Genomic DNA, 18,969 nt, shown 5'->3' with positions numbered 1-18,969 from the left:
ACAATACCGGGGCAGGAAGTATGAATCGTGACCCACGTGTGACCGCTGGGTCGCCCCGCTTCACGTTCGGATCGATACCATGCATTGCCCCTTCTGTGGCGCCCATGACACCCGCGTGACCGACTCCCGCCTGGTAGCGGAGGGCGATCAGGTGCGTCGTCGCCGCCAATGCACCGACTGCGGCGAGCGCTTCACCACCTACGAGACCGCCGAGCTGGTCATGCCCAGAGTGGTGAAGTCCGATGGCTCCCGGGAAACCTTCGATGACCGCAAGCTGCGGGCCGGCATGTTGCGCGCGCTGGAGAAGCGCCCGGTCAGTGCCGAGTCCATCGAGGCGGCGGTGGAGCAGATTCGTCATCGCCTGCGTGCCAGCGGCGAGCGCGAGATCCAGGCGCGCGACATTGGCGAAGCCGTGATGCAGGCGCTCAAGCGCCTGGACCAGGTGGCTTATATCCGTTTTGCCTCGGTCTACCGGCGTTTCCAGGACATCGACGAGTTCCGCGCCGAGATCGATCGCCTATCTCAAGAGCCCGGCTTCCCGCCGGGTACCGCCGAGGACTAGCCCAGCAGGCCTGCGTCTCGGTTTGGCTGTCGATGCCACCGTTGGCGTGCGGGTGCAGCTAGTCTCAACGAAGCATAGGAGCGATATGGCCAAGCCGACCGATGCTGCCTGGATGGCCCGGGCGCTGCAGCTCGCCCGCCGCGGCCTTTATACCACTCATCCCAACCCCGCGTGGGTTGCGTACTGGTCAAGAACCACCGCCTGATCGGCGAGGGCTGGCACGTGCGAGCCGGCGAGCCGCACGCCGAAATCCATGCCCTGCGCAGGGCCGGGGAAGCCGCTCGTCGCGCCACCGCCTACGTGACCCTGGAACCCTGTTCCCACCACGGCCGCACCGGGCCCTGTGCGGTGGCATTGATCGAGGCCGGTATCCAACGCGTGGTGGTGGCCGTGCAGGATCCCAACCCCGAGGTGGCCGGGCGCGGTATCGCCATGCTGCGCGAGGCGGGAATCGAAGTCGAGGTAGGACTGCTCGAGGAGGAAGCGCGCAAGCTGAACGCTGGCTTCATCTCCCGCATGACGCGCCAGCGTCCGTTCGTCCGCTTGAAGATGGCCATGAGCCTCGATGGGCGCACCGCCATGCAGTCGGGGGAGTCGCAGTGGATCACCGGGCCCCACGCGCGGGAAGACGTGCAGCGACTCAGGGCCAGCGCCAGTGCGGTCATGACCGGTGTCGACTCGATCATCTTCGACAATTCGCGCCTGACGGTGCGCGCTTCGCAGCTGGGCCTCGATGATGCCGAAGCCATCGCTGCGCGCCAGCCGCTGCGGGTGGTGGTCGACACCCAACTACGCTTGCCTCAGGCGGCAGCCTGCCTGCGTGAGCCAGGGCGCACGCTGGTCGCGACCGTGCCCGGGCACGAGCCGCAGCGCCGCACACGCCTGGAGGCGGCTGGCGCCGAGGTGGTGGTGCTGCGTGCTGGCGATGATGGCCGTGTCGACCTTTCGGCGCTGATGCGCTACCTGGCCGAGCAAGAGCTGGTCAACGAGGTGCTGCTCGAGACCGGGGCTACGCTGGCCGGGGCGATGCTGGATGCCGGCCTGGTCGACGAGATGCAGCTGTTCGTGGCGCCGACGCTGCTCGGCGGCGAGGCGCGCCCGCTGTTCGCCTTGCCGGGGCTGACACGCATGGCGCAGCAGCGTCCGCTGGAGATCCTCGACATCCGCGCCGTGGGGCGCGACTGGCGGATCACGGCGCGGCCGGAGCGCCGGCAGTAGAGCGTCGTAGCCTCCTGTGCGATGAGCCCGGGGTAGGAGGTTGGGGAGGGGCGCCCGAAGCCGCGCCAATGTACTCGCTACTGGCGCCCGAAGCCGCGCCAATGTACTCGCTACTGGCGCCCGAAGCCGCGCCAATGTACTCTGACGCCCATTCAAAGTGGTGCGATATGGCCGGCAACGTTCTGTTGCGGTGCACTATCGTCCAGCAAGTCGATCGACATACCGGAGATTCCAGCGTGAAATCTTCCCCCGGGGGCCTGGCTTCCATCGAAGAACTGATCGAAGACATTCGGCAGGGCAAGATGGTGATCCTCATGGACGATGAGGATCGCGAGAACGAAGGCGATATCATCATGGCCGCCGAGAAGGTCGAGGCCGAGCATATCAACTTCATGGCGCGCCACGCGCGCGGCCTGATCTGCATGCCGATGACCCGCGAGCGCTGCGAGCGCCTCAATCTGCCGCTGATGGTTCGCGACAACGGCTCCGGCTTCGGGACCAAGTTTACCTTGTCGATCGAGGCGGCGGAGGGCGTGACCACCGGAATTTCGGCCGCCGATCGGGCGCGTACCGTGCAGGTGGCTGCCGCTCGCAACGCACGCCCCGAGGACATCGTTCAGCCCGGTCACATCTTTCCGCTGATGGCCGAGCCCGGTGGCGTGCTACGCCGTGCCGGTCATACCGAGGCGGCCTGCGACCTGGCCGCCCTGGCCGGCTTCGACCCCAGCGGCGTGATCTGCGAAGTCATGAACGACGACGGCAGCATGGCACGTCGCCCCGAGCTCGAGCGCTTCGCCGCCGAGCACGGCCTCAAGATGGGCACCATCGCCGATCTGATCCACTACCGCATCCACAACGAACAGACTGTCGAGCCGGTGGAGTCCACGCTGGTCGATACGGCCGTGGGCAAGCTGACCTTGCACGTCTTTCACGATCGCATCCAGAATGCGCATCATGTAGCGCTGGTCAAGGGACACCCCAGCCCCGAAGACCTGACCACAGTGCGGGTGCACCTGGCCGATACCATGCGCGACCTGCTGGGCCTGCAGAAGAGCGAAAGCCGTAACTGGACGACCCACAGCGCACTGGAAGAGATCGCCCGGGTCGAGCATGGCGTATTCGTGCTGCTCGACGACGGCCGTCCGCACCAGGATTTCCGCGATCAGCTGGAAGTATTCCTCGAGCGGCGGCGCCTGCCGCGCACCAGCGACTCCGACGGTGCCGGCAACTACCTTACCATCGGTACCGGCTCGCAGATCCTGCGCCATCTGGGTGTCGGACGCATGCGGTTGCTCAGCTCGCCGTGGAAGTTCTCGGCGCTGTCCGGCTTCGATCTCGAGGTGGTCGAGCTGATCGCGCCGGGTGAGCGGGCGGGTGAACAAGAGAGCGTCGAGGGCGACTGAGCCGGTGCTCGTCGGGTGACGAAGCGCGTGGGCCGGCACTGGCTGCCGGCTTTTCGATTCGGCAGCACCCATATCGTTTTCAGCAGGACCATTTTTCATCAGGAATTAGCGATGCATACCCTGTCTCAACTGGAAGGCAATTTCGTCGACGTCGACGGTCGCTACGTGATCGTGGTGGGACGTTTCAACCATCATGTCGTCGACAGCCTGGTCGAGGGCGCCGTGGACAGCCTGGTGCGCCACGGCGTGGATGCCGAGAACATCGATATCGTCCATGTCCCCGGTGCCTGGGAATTGCCGCTGGCGGTCAAGCGTGCTTTGCAGGTGGCGCGTCCCGATGCGGTGATCGCCCTGGGCGCGGTGATCCGTGGTGGTACGCCGCACTTCGAATATGTGGCGGGTGGCTGCAACGCGGCGCTGGGCAATCTTCAGCTGGAGTTCGAGACGCCCATTGCCAATGGCGTACTGACGGTCAACTCGATCGAACAGGCCATTGAGCGCTCCGGCACCAAGGCCGGTAACAAAGGGGCTGAAGCGGCCATGGCGGCCATGGAAATGGTTTCCTTGCTGCGTGGCTTCGGTGACGGCGAAGGCCGCAACGGAGAAGCTTCATGAGTGCATCGCGCCCGCAACGCCCCCCCTCAGCGGGCCAGCAAGCGCGGCGAGCGGCCCGTGAACTGGCGGTACAGGGGCTCTATCAGTGGCACATGACCGGCAAGTCGGCCACCTCGATCGAGGCGGAGTTCCGCAGCCAGCAGCCCGACGAGGATCTCGAGGATCACGAGAACTGGGCCAAGGTGATGCAGATCGCCGACTTGGCGCTGTTTCACGAACTGCTGCACAACGTGGTGCGCTTCCGCGACGATCTGGATGCTTCCATCGCTCCGCTGCTCGACCGTCGCCTGGAGGATCTCGATCCCATCGAATTGGCGATCCTGCGCCTGGGCGCCTATGAGCTCAGCCGACGTCTGGAAGTGCCCTACCGGGTCGTGATCAACGAAGGCGTCGAACTCGCCAAGTCTTTCGGCGCCACCGACGGGCACAAGTACGTCAACGGTATCCTCGACAAGCTGGCCGCCCGGTTGCGTAGCGCCGAGGTCAGGGCACGTCGTGGCTGAAGGTGCCATCGGTGGCCAGTGAATTCGAACTGATCGCCCGCTATCTCACTCCTGCCGCATCCGGTGCTCGAGCCGGCGTGCCGCTTGGCGTGGGCGACGACTGTGCGCTACTCGCTCCGCAGCCGGGGCGGCACTTGGCGGTCAGTGTCGATACTTCGGTTGCCGACGTGCATTTTCCCGCCGATGCGCCTGCCGAGGCGATTGGGCACCGTGCGCTCGCGGTGAGCCTGAGTGACCTCGCCGCGATGGGAGCCGAGCCACGTTGGTGCCTCATGGCGCTGGCGCTCGGCGACGACGACGAAACCTGGCTGGCGAACTTTGCCCATGGTTTTCACTCGCTGTGCCAGGCAAGCGGCACGGCACTGGTGGGCGGCGATGTGACCCGCGGTGAACTTGCCATCGGTGTCACGGTAATGGGCGAAGTCATTCCCGGAGAGGCGCTGACGCGCAGCGGTGCGCGCGACGGTGACGTGCTGGCCGTCACCGGCTGCCTCGGTGGCGGTGCGGGAGGCCTGGCGCTATGGCAGCGCGGCGAGCGCGATCTCGATCATCCGCTGCTGGAGCGCTACCTGAAACCCCAGCCCCGGCTGGCAGCGGGGTTGGCGCTGCGCAATCTGGCCCATGCCGCCATTGATATCTCCGACGGACTGTTGGCCGACCTCGAACACCTCCTCGAGGCGTCTGGCGTGGGCGCCAGGCTCGAGCCCGAGGCGTTGCCGCTGGCGGAGGGCTTGGTCGAGGCGTTGGGCGAAGAGGCCGCCTATCGCGCCGCGCTGTGCGGCGGCGACGACTACGAGCTGCTGGTCAGCCTGCCCGGCGAGAGGCTCGACGAGGCCTGCCGACGTCTGGCGGAGCAGGGGCTGACCCTGACTCCGATTGGCACGGTCAGCGCCGAGCCGGGCGTGAGGGGAGTCGACATCGGTGGCGCCCATGGCTGGCAACATTTCCACGGGGGCGAGTCATGAACCGCTGCCCCCAGAGCGTCTGGCGGCGCCCGGTGCATTTCTTCGCCTTCGGCCTGGGTAGCGGCGGCGTGCCTTGGGCGCCAGGCACCTTCGGCACGCTGGCGGCGATCCCCTTCTACTGGCTGCTCTCCGAACTGCCGCTGGGCTGGTACCTGTCGCTGGTGGCGGTTTCCTTTGTGGTGGGAATCTGGCTGTGCGACAAGACTTCCCGCGACCTGGGCGTGCACGATCACTCCGGCATCGTGTGGGACGAATTCGTCGGTTACTGGATCACCATGGCAGCAGTGCCCTTCTCCTGGGAAGCGGCGCTGTGGGGCTTCGTGCTGTTTCGTATCTTCGATGTCTTCAAGCCATGGCCGATCCGCTGGGCCGACCGGCGTGTGGCGGGCGGGTTCGGCATCATGATCGACGACGTGCTGGCCGGTATCTATGCATGGAGCACGATGCACCTCTGGCTCTGGTTGCATTAGGTTACGTTCCGTGTTCGATTTAATGGGGTAGCGCGGGGTTAACGACAGGGAGGTGACGCTATGCGCAAGGAACGTCTCATCGTCCCGTTGCTGGTCGTATTGCTGTTCGCCTGGATGGCGGCGCAGGCCATATCGAGCTGGTTGTTCGAGCGGGAGATGGCGCGTACGCTGGCCGACCTGGAAGCGCGAGGTGAACTCGACATCGAGCGGGTGGATGTCGACCAGGGCTGGTGGACTTCGACCGGACGCATTCACCTGGCACCGCTCTTCGGCCAGGCCTGGCGTCTGGAGTTGACCTACCAGGCGCGTCACGGCGTGCTCAGCACCCACCTCGACGGTGAGGTGATGCTGCGCCATGGTCCCGAGAACAGGCATCTCTTCGGCGAGTCGCTGGCCACGGCTCCGCCCCTGTGGGAAGCTCGCTACCACGTACTGAGCGGTACCCTCGAGGGGGGATCCAGCTCGCGCCGCTGCGCATCACCCAGCAGGAACGGGAGCTGACCTTCGAAGGCGGCAGGCTGCGCTTCAGCGGCGAGCAGGGCAACTGGCGCCTGCGTGCCCAACTTCAATCATGGGTGCTCAGCGACGGAGCGGCTCGCCTGGAGATCGGCCCCGCCATCCTCAACAGCCAGTACGCCTATACCGAAGGGGCGCACTCCTTTACCCAGGAGGATCGCCTGCAGATCGAGTCGCTCTCCTGGCACCAGCCCCAGCTCAAGCTCGATGCCTCTGCCATCCGCCTGGCCAATCGCGTCTCGCTGGACGACCAGGAGCTTCGCATCCAGCTCGACCTGGACCTGGGCGAAATCCATACCGCCGAGCAAGTGCTGCTGACCGGCCAGACGGAACTGGAGCTGTCGCGGCTCAATGCCGATGCAATTCGCGCCACCATGACGCGGCTGCGCAAGCTGGCCGCCGGTGGGCAGACCGGAACGAAGCGGGAAGCGTTGTTGGCCCATCTCGAACCTTACCTGCTGGCGGTCCTGCAGGACTCGCCGCGCCTCGACCTGCAGCGCCTGGAACTGGACAGCCCGATGCTCGGCCTGTCCGCCCAGGTCGATGGCTCGCTGTTCTTCGATGGACGCCGGCTCGAGTCGCTCAGCCTGGTCGACTTCGATCAGCCTGCGGTCAAGGAGCGCTGGCGGCGGCGTCTCGATGGCGATTTCACCTGGCACGAGCTGCCCACCGTGGTGGCTCTCTGGCTCGGCCTGCCGCTGGATACCCGCACGCTCGAGATCGACATCGGGCGGGGCCAGGTGCGGGTAAACAGTCGTCCGCTGCCGCCTCTATGGCGTTAGCCACTGTCCTGATCGCTTCTTTTAGCTGCTCGCGCGACTTGAAGTTCGACTATGCTGCCCGCATTCCACAGGGCAGTGTGCATCCGGCTTTCACAGCTTCAGGACGAGGACTTCATGAACGAGCACGACCAGGACGAGCGCGACTTGCAGCAAGCAAGATCGGATTCCGACGAGACGCTGGGCTCCGACGGCGAGGTGGATGAAGTTGCCAATGCCGTGATTCCGGCCAGCGAATACCTGCCCGAACGCATCTATCTGCTGCCGATCCACAATCGTCCCTTCTTCCCTGCCCAGGTCCAGCCGCTGGTGATCAACCGCGAGCGCTGGGAAGAGACCATCCGCCGGGTCGGCAATACGCCCCACCATACGCTTGGGGTGGCCTTCGTTGGCGATACGGCCGTGGAAGAGCTGAATCATGAGCACTTCCCCGAGTTCGGCACCGCGGTGAAAGTACATAAGCTTCACGGCGAAGAGGGGCAGCTGCAGTTCATCGCCCAGGGCCTGCGCCGTTTCCGCATCCAGCGTTGGCTGTCGAAGAAGCCGCCCTACCTGGTCGAGGTCAGCTACCCTCGCGAGCCGGTCAAGGCCGACGAGGACGAGACCCGCGCCTATGCCATGGCGATCATCAACGGCATCAAGGAATTGCTGCCGATCAACCCGCTCTACGGCGAGGAGCTCAAGCACTACCTCAATCGCTTCAGCCCGCATGAGCCAGGCCCCCTGACCGACTTCGCCGCCGCCATCACCTCGGCCAAGGGCCGTGAATTGCAGACCGTGCTCGAGACCCTGCCGGTGCTGGCGCGCATGGAGAAGGTGTTGCCGTTGCTGCGCAAGGAGATCGACGTCGCCCAGTTGCAGACCGAGATCAGCGAGCAGGTCAACGCCCAGATGCAAGAGCGTCAGCGCGAGTTCTTCCTGCGCGAGCAGCTCAAGGTGATCCAGCGCGAACTCGGCATCTCCAAGGACGATCGCGAGAACGACGTCGATACCTTCCGTGATCGCCTAGAGGGGCTGACAGTGCCGCCCAAGGTCTATACCCGCATCGAGGAGGAACTCGACAAGCTCTCGGTGTTGGAGACCGGCTCGCCGGAATACGGCACCACGCGCAACTACCTGGACTGGCTGACCTCGATGCCATGGGGCGTGCGCAGCCAGGATCAGCTCGATCTGGCGCATGCGCGGACGGTGCTCGACCGCGACCACGACGGCCTCAAGGACGTCAAGGAGCGCATCATCGAATTCCTCGCCGAGGGCACCTTCAAGGGCGACGTCGGCGGCTCGATCCTGCTGCTGGTCGGCCCACCCGGGGTGGGCAAGACTTCAGTGGGCCGTTCCATCGCCGAAGCGCTGGGGCGGGAGTTCTACCGCTTCTCGGTGGGCGGCATGCGCGACGAGGCCGAGATCAAGGGGCATCGCCGTACCTACATCGGCGCCATGCCGGGCAAGCTGGTCCAGGCGCTCAAGGAGGTCGAGGTCGAGAACCCGGTGATCATGCTCGATGAGATCGACAAGCTGGGCAAGTCATTCCAGGGCGACCCAGCCTCGGCGCTGCTCGAGGTGCTCGACCCCGAACAGAACGTCGATTTCCTCGACCACTATCTCGACGTGCGTCTGGACCTGTCCAAGGTGCTGTTCGTGTGCACCGCCAACACCCTCGATTCGATTCCCGGGCCGCTGCTCGACCGCATGGAGCAGATTCGTCTGTCAGGCTACATCGCCGAGGAGAAGATGGCGATCGCCAAGCATCATCTCTGGCCCAAGCTGCTCGAGCGCGACAGGATCCCGCGCAAGCGCATCAATCTTACCGACGCGGCGCTGCGCCAGGTGATCGAAGGCTATGCCCGCGAGGCTGGCGTGCGCCAACTCGAGAAGCAGCTGCACAGCATCGTGCGCAAGGCCGCGGTCAAGCTGCTCGAAGGCGATCAGGCCTCGGTGCGTATCTCGGTCAAGAACCTGGAAGAGTATCTCGGTGCTCCGCTGTTCCGCCAGGAGCAGGTGCTCAAGGGTGAGGGGGTGGTCACCGGCCTGGCCTGGACCGCCATGGGCGGCGCCACGTTGCCCATCGAGGCGGGCAAGGTGCACGCTCTGTCACGCGGCTTCAAGCTCACCGGCAAGCTCGGCGAGGTGATGCAGGAGTCGGCCAACATTGCCTACAGCTACGCGCTGGGACATCTGGCCGAGTACGGCGTCGATGCCGACTTCTTCGACTCGGCCTTCGTCCACCTGCATGTGCCCGAGGGGGCAACGCCCAAGGATGGCCCCTCGGCGGGGGTGACCATGACCACGGCGCTGCTGTCGCTGGCGCGGCATCAGGGCATCGACCGGCCGCTGGCGATGACCGGTGAGCTGACGCTGACCGGCCAGGTGCTGCCAGTAGGCGGGATTCGCGAGAAGATCATTGCCGCCCGGCGCAGCAAGATCTTCGAGGTGATCCTGCCCGAAGCCAACCGCCGCGATTACGACGAGCTGCCGGACTTCCTCAAGAAGGGCATGACGGTGCATTTCGCCAAACGCTATCGCGACGTGGCAAAGGTGGCATTCGGTATCTGAAACCGGCCTGGTGGCGCCATGGGAGCGCTGTGCAAATTGTGCAGCGTTTCCCTACATCGAGACGTTGGCTCCGCCATCAACCACCAGCGTCTCGCCGCTGACGAAGGTGTTTTCGGCGCCGGCGAGGAAGGCCACTGCCCGGGCCACCTCGCCGGCTTCGGCCACCCGGCCGAGCGGTGTCGCTGCCTGCCAGCGCCGCCGCGATTCGGACTCGGCATCCTGCATGCCCACGCTGACCGGCCCCGGGGCTACGGCGTTGACCAGGATGCCGTGGGGGCCGAGTTCCACCGCCAGGGCGCGGGTGAGCGCCAACATGGCGCCCTTGCACATGGCATAGGCCGAACGCTCGCTGGTGGTACGCAGGCCGTGGGCCGAGGCGAGGATGACGATACGGCCACCGCCACCGACCATCATCAATCGGGCGGCAGCCTGCAGTGCCTGGTAGGCCCCGTTGACGTTGATCGTCAGCATCTCCCCGAGTTCTTCGGCTGTCACCTCGACGAAGCGCCCCCGGCGGATCACGCCGGCGGCATTGATGCAGGCATCCAGGCCTGCGCCATGCGCCGCGATACGGGTAAATGCCGCCTCAATGCTAGCCGGCTGGGTCAGGTCGCAGGCAATGAAGGCAGATTGCTCCGGCCATTCATTGAGCAGAGCGCTGGCTCGCGCTTCCGCGCTTGCGTGATCCAGCAGGTAGACGAAGTCACCCGCCGCTATCATCTTGGCGACGACAGCGCTGCCGATTCCCCCGGTGGCGCCCAGTACGGCCGTGATTCGCATGTCTTGTCCTAGGTATGCTTCGGTTGAAAAAATCGGCATTATAGACGTTTGAACGACATTTCTTTATAACGAATCGACCACCACAACAAGACACATGTCATCGCGCAGCGATGCTGGACGCCGAAACGGAGAGACCGATGCCAAACCGCAAGCTCGCCTTCACTCGTACCCTGCTGGCCTCGGCTACGGCTGTAGCATTAGGCGCCACTGCACTGTCCGCCCAGGCCGAGACCCGGGTCACCTACAAGTCCGCCTCGGCGGGGACCGCCTACTACCAGATGGGGTCGAGCTCTCCGAGGCGATCCGCCGGGGTACCGAGGGCGAGATCGTACTGACCCTGGAAGAGAGCCAGGGCTCGGTGCAGAACGTCATGGAGGTCATGGCGCGCCAGGGCAACTACGTCTTCACCACGCCGCCGGGGCTGGTCGACCAGGCCATGGCCGGCGAGGGCCCCTTCGCCGAGCGTCAGAATCCCCGCTTCCAGGAGATTCGTGGCCTGTTCCCGATTCCCGCCATCACCATGCACTTCGTGGTAGCCGGCGACGAGGGTGTGATTGGCCTGGAGGAGTTGGAGGACAAGCATATCCTCATCGGCCGCGGCACCTTTGGCGCCCGTGAGGCGGAGCGCTATCTGGAGCTGTTCGACATGCTGGACAAGGTGCGCGTGGCCAATGCCGAGATCGGCAGCGGTCCCGATGCGCTCAAGAACGGCCAGATCGATGCCTTCGTCACGGCGAGCTCGTTCCCCACGCCCAACGTGATCGAGACCGCCGCCAGCATGCCGATCAGCCTGGTCAGCCTCACCGACGAGCAGATCGAGCAGACCGGCGCAGCACGCCAGACCATTCCCGCCGGCACCTATTCTGGCGTCGACCAGGACGTGCAGACCACCTCGTTGCCGGTGATCGCTTATACCACCACCGGCATGGACGATGATACCGCCTACACCCTGACCAAGACTTTCTGGGAGCGGCGCGATGCCATGGCCGAGGAGACCGCCTGGTGGGGCAGCATCACCCACGACATGATCGGCAACATCGCCGGCACTCTGCACCCGGGAGCCGTGCGCTACTACGACGAAGCCGGCATCGAGATTCCCGACGAGCTGCGCTAATCCGTAAATCACGGCTGACAGTCGGGGCAAGGATGCCCCCGCTGCGGTCGCAAGGCATCCCTGCATTTTATGCTATCGACTTCTTCCTCTTCACCGTTGGCCGGCTCGGCCGTCGGTCATGATGTGCCGCGCATCCATCCCGCCTGGATGCTCCTCGGTGCGGTCACGGTGGTCTTTCACCTGGGGCTGATCTTCTACGGCCTGACGCCGGCGCTGGTCAGCCGGCCCATCCACATGGCCCTGGCGCTGCCCTGGATTCTGATCTTTTCCGCTCGCACTCCTTACGAGCGCTGGAGTGGCTGGCTGTTGACCGTGCTCGGTATCGCCGCCTGCGGCTATATTGCTTTCAATGAAGAAGCCCTGGCCAACCAATACGGCTTTATCGACAATGACTTCCAGATGTTGCTGGGTGTGTTCCTGATCGTGCTGACCCTGGAGACGGCACGCCGGGCGATTGGCTGGCCGCTGCCACTGGTAGCGGTAGCGGCGCTGGCCTACGCGGTGTTCGGTGAGCACATCCCCGGCCAGTTCGGCCATCCGGGGCTGCCGATGCAGAGCTTCGTCGGCACCCTGACCATCGCCGAGAGCGGCCTGTGGGGCTCGCTTACCGGAGTGAGCGTCGGCGTGGTGGCGATCTTCGTTATCTTCGGCGCGGTGCTCAACGCCGGTGAGGCGGGGCGCGGCTTCATGAACATGGCCAGCGCCTTTGCCGGACGCCTGACCGGTGGGGCGGCCAAGGTCTCGGTGATCTCCTCGGCGCTGATGGGGTCGATCTCGGGGTCCGCCTCGGCCAACGTGGCCTCCACCGGGGCCATCACCATTCCCTCCATGGTGAGGCTGGGCTACCCGCGCACCCTGGCCGGGGGTGTCGAGGCGGTGGCTTCCTCGGGTGGGCAGATCATGCCGCCGTTGATGGGGGCGGGCGCCTTCGTCATGGTGGAGCTCACCGGCACGCCCTACACCCAGATCATGGCCGCTGCGCTATTGCCGGCGATCCTCTACTTCGCCACCGTGTGGATGGGCATCAACGCCTACGCCACCCGTCACGACCTGCGACCCATGGCGGCAGCCGACCAGCCTAGCAGCAAGGAAGTGGCGATCACCTCGCTGTTCTTTGCCGTGCCCTTCGTGCTGCTGCTGGAACGTATCTTCCTCGGCGGCTATACGCCGCAGTACGCGGCGAGCATCGCCATCTTCGCTGGCATGCTGCTGCTGTTCTTCGACGTGACGCTTGCCTTCTCGGCACGCGGCTTCACCTCGCGCATGGCCGAGGCGGTGGTCACCGCCGGACGCCAGGTGGCGGTGATCGGCGCCATCATCATCTGCGCTTCGCTGGTGATCGGCGTTCTGTCGCTGACCGGGCTCGGGGTCAAGATTACCTCCGGAATCCTGTCGCTCTCCAACGAGATGCTGTGGCCGGCGCTGTTGCTCACGGCGCTGGCCTGCCTGGTGCTGGGCATGGAGGTACCGACCACGGCCGCCTATGTGATCTGCGTGTCGGTGGCGGGACCTGCGCTCACCGCGCTGGGGCTCGAGCCACTGCTGGCCCATCTCTTCGTGTTCTGGTTCGCGCTGCTCTCGACCATCACCCCGCCGGTGTGCGGCGGGGTATTCATCGCCGCCGGCATGGTCGGGGAGAACTGGCTCAAGGTGGCGATGAAAGCCATGGCGTTGGGCATCGGGCTCTACATCATCCCGCTGGCCATGGTTGCCAATCCCGATGTGATCCGCCTGGCCTTCGATCCGTTCTGGGCAATCTTCGATGCGCTCAAGATCGCCTTGGGCCTCGTCGCCATCTCCTACGGGGTGATCGCGCGGCGCGCAGCGTGGCTGCGGGTGTTACTGGTGGTGGCCGGCGCGCTGGTGATCTTCGCTTTTTGAGATGAGCCCTTGGGAGAAGTGAGATGATCGTTGCCACGCTAGGCCCCGAAGGAAACAACCATGTGCTGGTGCTGCGCCGCTATCTCGACGCTCGTGGGCTTGCCGATGCGCAGGTGAGGCTGTTCGAGGACTTCCATGCGATGTTTGCGGCGCTGGTGGCGGGCGAAGTGGATAGGGTGCTGCAGTGCACGGCTCACTTCAGTCATGCCGACTGCGTGGGACGCTACATGCATCGCGCCTTTCCGGTGGATGCCTTCGTTGCCGGCAGCCATCCGCTGGTGCTGCTGGCGCGCTGCGATGTCGCCACGCCGCGCCAGGTGGCGCGCCAGCCGGCCACTCGCTACTACACCGATCTCTCGGGTTTCAGCGAAGAGATCGATGCGCCCACCACGGTGGCGGTGGCCGAGGGCTTGCTGGAAGGCCGCTTCGAGGCGGGCATCTGCGCCCGGCAAACGCTCGAGGATCATCCCGACAAGCTGCGCCTGGTCGAGGACCTGGGCCCGGCACTGGACGTCTGGGTGTTGTATGGCACCGAGCCGTTAGCCAACGATAGCCCTCTATTAATCTAATCTAGCCGCCTCGGCTCGCGCATGACAGAATCGGTCATACACCATACCTAGACCGTCGCCGCCCATGGGTGGTAGAGACGGCATGAGAAACGCATAGCGCCTAACTGCGCATCAAGAGGACACCATGCCCGAATATCGCTCCCGTACCACCACGGCCGGCCGCAACATGGCCGGCGCCCGCGCCCTGTGGCGCGCCACCGGCATGAAGGACGAAGACTTCCACAAGCCGATCATCGCCGTGGCCAACTCCTTCACCCAGTTCGTGCCTGGGCACGTGCATCTCAAGGACATGGGCCAACTGGTGGCGAGGGAGATCGAGAAGGCCGGCGGGGTGGCCAAGGAGTTCAACACCATCGCCGTGGACGACGGTATCGCCATGGGCCACGATGGCATGCTCTACTCGCTGCCGAGCCGTGACATCATCGCCGACAGCGTCGAGTACATGGTCAACGCCCACTGCGCCGATGCCCTGGTGTGCATCTCCAACTGCGACAAGATCACCCCGGGAATGCTGATGGCCGCCATGCGGCTCAACATCCCCACCATCTTCGTCTCCGGCGGACCCATGGAGGCGGGCAAGACCAAGCTGATCGACCATGGGCTCGACCTGGTCGACGCCATGGTCATGGCTGCCGACGACTCGGTGGACGACGCCACCTTGGCCGAGGTCGAGCGCAGCGCCTGTCCTACCTGCGGCAGCTGCTCGGGCATGTTCACCGCCAATTCGATGAACTGTCTGACCGAAGCGCTGGGCCTGGCCCTGCCGGGCAATGGCACCGTGGTGGCCACCCATGCCGATCGCCGCCGGCTGTTCGAAACCGCCGGGCATCGCATCGTCGAGCTGGCCAAGCGCTACTACGAAGGTGAAGAGGCGCACCTGCTGCCGCGTGCCATCGGTTCGCTGGCCGCGTTCAAGAACGCCATGACGCTGGACATCGCCATGGGTGGTTCCACCAACACCATCCTGCACCTGCTGGCTGCCGCGCAGGAGGCCGAACTCGACTTCACCATGGCTGACATCGACCGCCTCTCGCGGGAGGTGCCGCAGCTGTGCAAGGTGGCGCCCAACACCCAGAAATACCACATCGAGGACGTGCACCGTGCCGGCGGCATCATGGCGATCCTCGGCGAGCTCGACCGGGCCGGCGTGCTCGATACCCGCGTGCCCACGGTCTACGGCGATACCCTCAAGGACGCCCTGGACGAGTGGGACATCATGCGCAACCCGAGCCCCGAGGTGGTGGAGTTCTACAAGGCCGGCCCCGGCGGCGTGCCGACCCAGGTGGCGTTCTCCCAGAGCGCTCGTTGGCCGAGCCTCGACGGCGATCGTGCCACTGGCTGCATCCGCGACCTCGAGCATGCCTTCTCGAAGGAGGGGGGGCTTGCGGTCCTCTACGGCAACATTGCCATGGACGGCTGCGTGGTGAAGACTGCCGGCGTCGACGACTCTATCCTGGTGTTCGAAGGGCCGGCTCATGTGGTCGAGTCCCAGGACCAGGCGGTGGAGCACATCCTGGCCGGCCAGGTGAAGGAGGGCGACGTCGTCGTCATCCGCTATGAAGGGCCGAAGGGCGGACCCGGCATGCAGGAGATGCTCTACCCTACCTCCTATCTCAAGTCGAAGGGGCTGGGCAAGGCGTGTGCACTGCTCACCGACGGGCGCTTCTCCGGCGGTACCTCCGGCCTCTCCATCGGTCACGTCTCGCCTGAGGCAGCAGCGGGTGGCGCCATCGGTCTGGTGCGTTCGGGCGATATGATTCGTATCGATATCCCCAACCGCCGTATCGACGTCAAACTCTCCGACGCCGAACTGGCAGCGCGGCGCGAAGCCGAAGAGGCGCGCGGCGACGATGCCTGGAAGCCGAGCATCCAGCGCGTGCGCAAGGTCTCGGCGGCGCTCAAGGCCTATGCACTGCTGGCCACCTCCGCCGACAAGGGGGCGGTGCGCGACCTCTCCAAGCTCGACTGACGTTGCGACGAACCGGGCCTGGCCCGGTTCGTCATGCCGGGCCCTCTTTCATGCAGCAAGAAGGAACGACGACATGCGCAAGCAGACCTTCGGCGTCGGCCTGATCGGCTTCGGCACGGCCGGCCGTATCTTTCACGCCCCGCTGATCCAGGCCACGCCTGGACTGGAACTGCTGGCCGTGGTCAGCAGCTCGCCCGAGCGAGTGCATGAAGCGCTGCCCGAGGTCGAGGTGTTGCCCAAGGCAGCGGCGCTGTTCTCCATGCCGGAGATCGACCTGGTCGTGATTGCCAGCCCCAATGAGACCCACTACCCACTGGCCAAGGCAGCGCTCGCGGCCGGCAAGCATGTGGTGATCGACAAGCCGTTCACCGTGTCACTGTCGGAGGCTCGGCTGCTCAAGGCCGAAGCCGACAAGACGGAATGTCTTCTCAGCGTGTTCCACAACCGGCGTTGGGATAGCGATTTCCGCACCCTTCAGGAGCTGCACGAAGCCGGCACCCTGGGGCGCACGGTATCGCTGGAACTGCGCTTCGACCGCTTTCGGCCGAAGGTGGCCGATCGCTGGCGCGAGCAACACAAGCCCGGTAGCGGGATCTGGTACGACCTGGGTTCGCATTTGCTCGATCAGGCCAGGACGCTGTTCGGCATGCCACGAGCGATCCTGCTCGACCTGATGGCGGCACGGGATGGCGCCGAAGTGGACGATGAATTCCATGCTTTGTTGGATTACGACACCCTCAGGGTAACCCTGCGCGCCAGCTCGCTGGTGGCCGAGTCGACACCGCAACAGGCCCTTCACGGTACCCGAGGCAGTTTCGTCAAGTATGGCCGCGATCCGCAGGAGAACTGGCTGCGGGACGGGCGCACTCCCTTCCGCGACTGGGGCATCGACCCGAATCCCGGGCAGTTGACGGTGCTTGCGGAAGGCGACGAAGCGAAGCTGACGACACGCGAGTACCCGGGGCTTCCCGGCGACTACCTGGCCTACTATGCCGGCCTCGTCGATGCGCTCTCGGGCAAGGCTCCGGTACCGGTCAGCGTGGAGGAGGGCATCGAGGTCATGACCCTGCTGGAGGCGGGGCTGGACAGCTACCGCCAGAATCGCTGGATTCGCCTCAAGGAGGGCAACGGCAACCTGCGTCAGCTGCATCGTCACGGGTGAGCGGAGCGGCGCGCTACCAGCTCAGCGGGGCCTCCTTGCCACGGCGCTCACGCAGGGTGTCGCGGGCGATGAATAGTGCGGCAATGGCTCGTGCCTCGTGGAAGTCGTCGCGCATCAGCAGGGCCGGCAGCTCCTCCAGTGCGTGAGTTTCGACTACCAGCGGCTCGGGTTCGTCGCCGGGCAGACGCTTGGGGTAGAGGTCCGTGGCGAGCAATACCTGCATGCGGTGACGCATGTAGTTGGGCGCCAGCGATAGCTCCACCAGCGGCTCGATGCGCCGGGCGCCGAAACCGCACTCCTCCATCAACTCGCGGTTGGCCGCGGTGACGATGTCCTCGCCCGGATCCACCAACCCCTTGGGCAGGGTGAGCACGTAATCCTCGAAGCCCGCGGCGTACTCGCGAATCAGCAACACGTGATCCGGGTCGGGCATGGCGATGATCATCACCGCGCCCTGGTCGCTGCCGGTCAGGCGCTCGAAGGTGCGTTCGGCGCCATTGGCGAAGCGTAGTTCCAGCGACTCGATATGGAATAGACGGCTGCGGGCCACGGACTGACGTGACAGTACCTGGGGTCTCTGTAAGGGTCGTTTCTCGGACATGAAGGCTCCGTTTCGTGCGGGCGGGCTGCCGGGAATGCGCTGGCGATATCCATTGAGTACAATACCACGCCTTCCATCGCACAGACGCCACCGGGAGTCGTCATGATCGACTGGCGCGCCATCGATACCGTTCTGCTGGACATGGACGGCACGTTGCTTGACCTGCATTTCGATAGCCACTTCTGGCTGGAGCACCTGCCGCGACGCTACGTTGAACTGCATCGTCTCGACGAGGCCACGCAGGAGCAGATCCGCGCGCGCATACTGCGCGAGCGGGGCACGCTGAACTGGTACAGCCTGGCCTACTGGAGCCGCGAGCTGGGCGTGGACATCGTGGCGCTCAAGCGCGAGATCCAGCATCTGATCGGCCTGCGCGGCGATGCGCTGGACTTCCTCAAGTGGTTGCACAAGGCCCACCCCAGGGTGGTGCTGGCGACCAATGCCGACCGCGAAAGCCTCGAACTCAAGCTGCCACTCACCGGGCTCGAGCGTTATCTGGATGCCATCGTCTCCTCGGCCGACCTTGGCGTACCCAAGGAGGCCCAGGAGTTCTGGTTCGCGCTGCAGGACCTCGAGCCCTTCGATCCGGCACGTACCCTGTTCATCGATGACAATCCCGAGGTGCTGGAAAGCGCCCGAGAATTCGGTATCCGCTATCTGCTTGGCATCAAGCAGCCCGACAGCACGCAGCCGGAAAAGGAACTCAAGGAGTTCATCGCCCTCGACCGCTTCGCCACGATCCTGCCTGAGGGGCTACCCTCGGAGGTACGTAGAGACAAAGGTCTGCACGGCGAGGAGGGCAGCGAGATTGGATAGCGTACGACTCGACAAGTGGCTATGGGCGGCCCGTTTTTTTAAGACACGGGCCCTGGCCAAGAAGGCCATCGAGGGTGGCAAGGTGCACTACAACGGGGCTCGGGCCAAGACCAGCAAGAACGTGGAAGTGGGGGCACTGATTCGCGTACCCAAGGCTGGGACGTGTGGGAGGTGGAGGTCGTGGCGCTCTCCGACCAGCGCCGCGGCGCACCGGAGGCCCGCGAACTCTATCGTGAGACAGCCGAAAGCGCCGAGCGCCGGGCGCACGAGGCCGAAGGCCGGCGATTGACCAATCAGGCCATGCAGCACCCGCTCAAGCGTCCCGACAAGAAACAGCGACGCGACATCCAGCGTTTCCAGCGCCAGGGTGAGTAGCTCTTCGGGCAACTGCGAGCCACGAGCAGCGAGCCACGGGCAGAAAATCAAGCTGGCTGCCGAAGCCCGAAGCCCGAAGCTCGAAGCCCGAAGCCCGAAGCCCGAAGCCTTCATTTAT

Annotated in this window: 16 protein-coding genes and 3 pseudogenes; 17 read left to right on the top strand and 2 right to left on the bottom strand. The window is 65.1% G+C overall.

Annotated features, from left to right (window positions below):
- Positions 1–79: 79 nt before the first annotated feature.
- The 10 genes and pseudogenes from nrdR to lon all read left to right on the top strand — a co-directional run bounded on the left by nrdR (position 80) and on the right by lon (position 9,584).
- Positions 80–562: a transcriptional regulator NrdR gene (gene nrdR, locus EKK97_RS17250; protein WP_159553742.1), complete on the top strand. Its 483-nt coding sequence runs from the start codon at positions 80–82 to the stop codon at positions 560–562.
- An 85-nt stretch (positions 563–647) separates the two neighbouring features.
- A pseudogene (gene ribD, locus EKK97_RS17245) lies at positions 648–1,780 on the top strand (bifunctional diaminohydroxyphosphoribosylaminopyrimidine deaminase/5-amino-6-(5-phosphoribosylamino)uracil reductase RibD).
- A gap of 236 nt (positions 1,781–2,016) precedes the next feature.
- The gene (gene ribBA, locus EKK97_RS17240; protein WP_159553740.1) at positions 2,017–3,183 is read left to right on the top strand and encodes a bifunctional 3,4-dihydroxy-2-butanone-4-phosphate synthase/GTP cyclohydrolase II; all 1,167 of its coding nucleotides are present in this window, start codon (positions 2,017–2,019) and stop codon (positions 3,181–3,183) included.
- A gap of 111 nt (positions 3,184–3,294) precedes the next feature.
- Positions 3,295–3,798 carry a 6,7-dimethyl-8-ribityllumazine synthase gene (gene ribH / locus EKK97_RS17235; RefSeq protein WP_159553738.1) on the top strand — a complete coding sequence of 168 codons (504 nt, stop codon included), beginning with the start codon at positions 3,295–3,297 and terminating at the stop codon, positions 3,796–3,798.
- Positions 3,795–4,301: a transcription antitermination factor NusB gene (gene nusB, locus EKK97_RS17230; protein ID WP_159553736.1), complete on the top strand. Its 507-nt coding sequence runs from the start codon at positions 3,795–3,797 to the stop codon at positions 4,299–4,301. The genes ribH and nusB overlap by 4 nt, the downstream gene beginning before the upstream one ends.
- Before the next feature lie 11 nt (positions 4,302–4,312).
- The gene (gene thiL, locus EKK97_RS17225) at positions 4,313–5,266 is read left to right on the top strand and encodes a thiamine-phosphate kinase (RefSeq protein ID WP_159553734.1); all 954 of its coding nucleotides are present in this window, start codon (positions 4,313–4,315) and stop codon (positions 5,264–5,266) included.
- Positions 5,263–5,736: a phosphatidylglycerophosphatase A family protein gene (locus EKK97_RS17220; RefSeq protein ID WP_159553732.1), complete on the top strand. Its 474-nt coding sequence runs from the start codon at positions 5,263–5,265 to the stop codon at positions 5,734–5,736. Before thiL ends, EKK97_RS17220 begins: the two co-directional genes overlap by 4 nt.
- 60 nt (positions 5,737–5,796) lie before the next feature.
- Complete coding sequence (locus EKK97_RS24945; protein ID WP_236551268.1) at positions 5,797–6,237, top strand: hypothetical protein; 441 nt, start codon at positions 5,797–5,799, stop codon at positions 6,235–6,237.
- Positions 6,147–7,034 (top strand): DUF945 family protein, encoded by an 888-nt coding sequence (locus EKK97_RS17215; protein WP_236551267.1) that lies wholly within the window; start codon positions 6,147–6,149, stop codon positions 7,032–7,034. Before EKK97_RS24945 ends, EKK97_RS17215 begins: the two co-directional genes overlap by 91 nt.
- A gap of 114 nt (positions 7,035–7,148) precedes the next feature.
- A complete protein-coding gene (lon, locus tag EKK97_RS17210; protein ID WP_159553730.1) occupies positions 7,149–9,584 on the top strand; it encodes an endopeptidase La in 2,436 nt (811 codons plus the stop codon).
- A gap of 51 nt (positions 9,585–9,635) precedes the next feature.
- Here the strand turns inward: lon and EKK97_RS17205 are convergent, their stop codons facing one another.
- The gene (locus EKK97_RS17205) at positions 9,636–10,364 is read right to left on the bottom strand and encodes an SDR family NAD(P)-dependent oxidoreductase (protein ID WP_159553728.1); all 729 of its coding nucleotides are present in this window, start codon (positions 10,362–10,364) and stop codon (positions 9,636–9,638) included.
- A 137-nt stretch (positions 10,365–10,501) separates the two neighbouring features.
- On the opposite strand from EKK97_RS17205, the pseudogene EKK97_RS17200 reads away from it, so the two are divergent.
- The 5 genes and pseudogenes from EKK97_RS17200 to EKK97_RS17180 all read left to right on the top strand — a co-directional run bounded on the left by EKK97_RS17200 (position 10,502) and on the right by EKK97_RS17180 (position 17,059).
- Positions 10,502–11,478, top strand: a pseudogene (locus EKK97_RS17200) (TAXI family TRAP transporter solute-binding subunit).
- 69 nt (positions 11,479–11,547) lie between these two features.
- Positions 11,548–13,359, top strand: coding sequence for a TRAP transporter permease (locus EKK97_RS17195; protein WP_201296907.1), 1,812 nt, complete (start codon positions 11,548–11,550; stop codon positions 13,357–13,359).
- 23 nt (positions 13,360–13,382) lie between these two features.
- Positions 13,383–13,928 (top strand): hypothetical protein, encoded by a 546-nt coding sequence (locus EKK97_RS17190; protein WP_159553726.1) that lies wholly within the window; start codon positions 13,383–13,385, stop codon positions 13,926–13,928.
- A 124-nt stretch (positions 13,929–14,052) separates the two neighbouring features.
- The gene (gene ilvD / locus EKK97_RS17185) at positions 14,053–15,897 is read left to right on the top strand and encodes a dihydroxy-acid dehydratase (protein WP_159553724.1); all 1,845 of its coding nucleotides are present in this window, start codon (positions 14,053–14,055) and stop codon (positions 15,895–15,897) included.
- A gap of 73 nt (positions 15,898–15,970) precedes the next feature.
- Positions 15,971–17,059, top strand: a complete 1,089-nt coding sequence (locus tag EKK97_RS17180) for an oxidoreductase (RefSeq protein ID WP_159553722.1) — start codon at positions 15,971–15,973, stop codon at positions 17,057–17,059.
- A gap of 13 nt (positions 17,060–17,072) precedes the next feature.
- Here EKK97_RS17180 and nudE read toward each other — a convergent pair whose 3' ends face one another.
- Positions 17,073–17,660, bottom strand: a complete 588-nt coding sequence (gene nudE, locus EKK97_RS17175; RefSeq protein ID WP_159553720.1) for an ADP compounds hydrolase NudE — start codon at positions 17,658–17,660, stop codon at positions 17,073–17,075.
- A gap of 102 nt (positions 17,661–17,762) precedes the next feature.
- Here nudE and yrfG point away from each other — a divergent pair, with 102 nt between their 5' ends.
- Complete coding sequence (yrfG, locus tag EKK97_RS17170) at positions 17,763–18,476, top strand: GMP/IMP nucleotidase (RefSeq protein ID WP_159553718.1); 714 nt, start codon at positions 17,763–17,765, stop codon at positions 18,474–18,476.
- Positions 18,469–18,851, top strand: a pseudogene (gene hslR, locus EKK97_RS17165) (ribosome-associated heat shock protein Hsp15). The gene yrfG and the pseudogene hslR overlap by 8 nt, the downstream one beginning before the upstream one ends.
- The last annotated feature ends 118 nt before the right edge of the window (positions 18,852–18,969 follow it).

The sequence above is a fragment of the Billgrantia tianxiuensis genome (genome assembly GCF_009834345.1).
Taxonomy (GTDB): domain Bacteria; phylum Pseudomonadota; class Gammaproteobacteria; order Pseudomonadales; family Halomonadaceae; genus Halomonas; species Halomonas tianxiuensis.
Note: the sequence above shows the minus strand (reverse complement) of the source record. Positions and strands in the feature narration are given on the sequence as shown.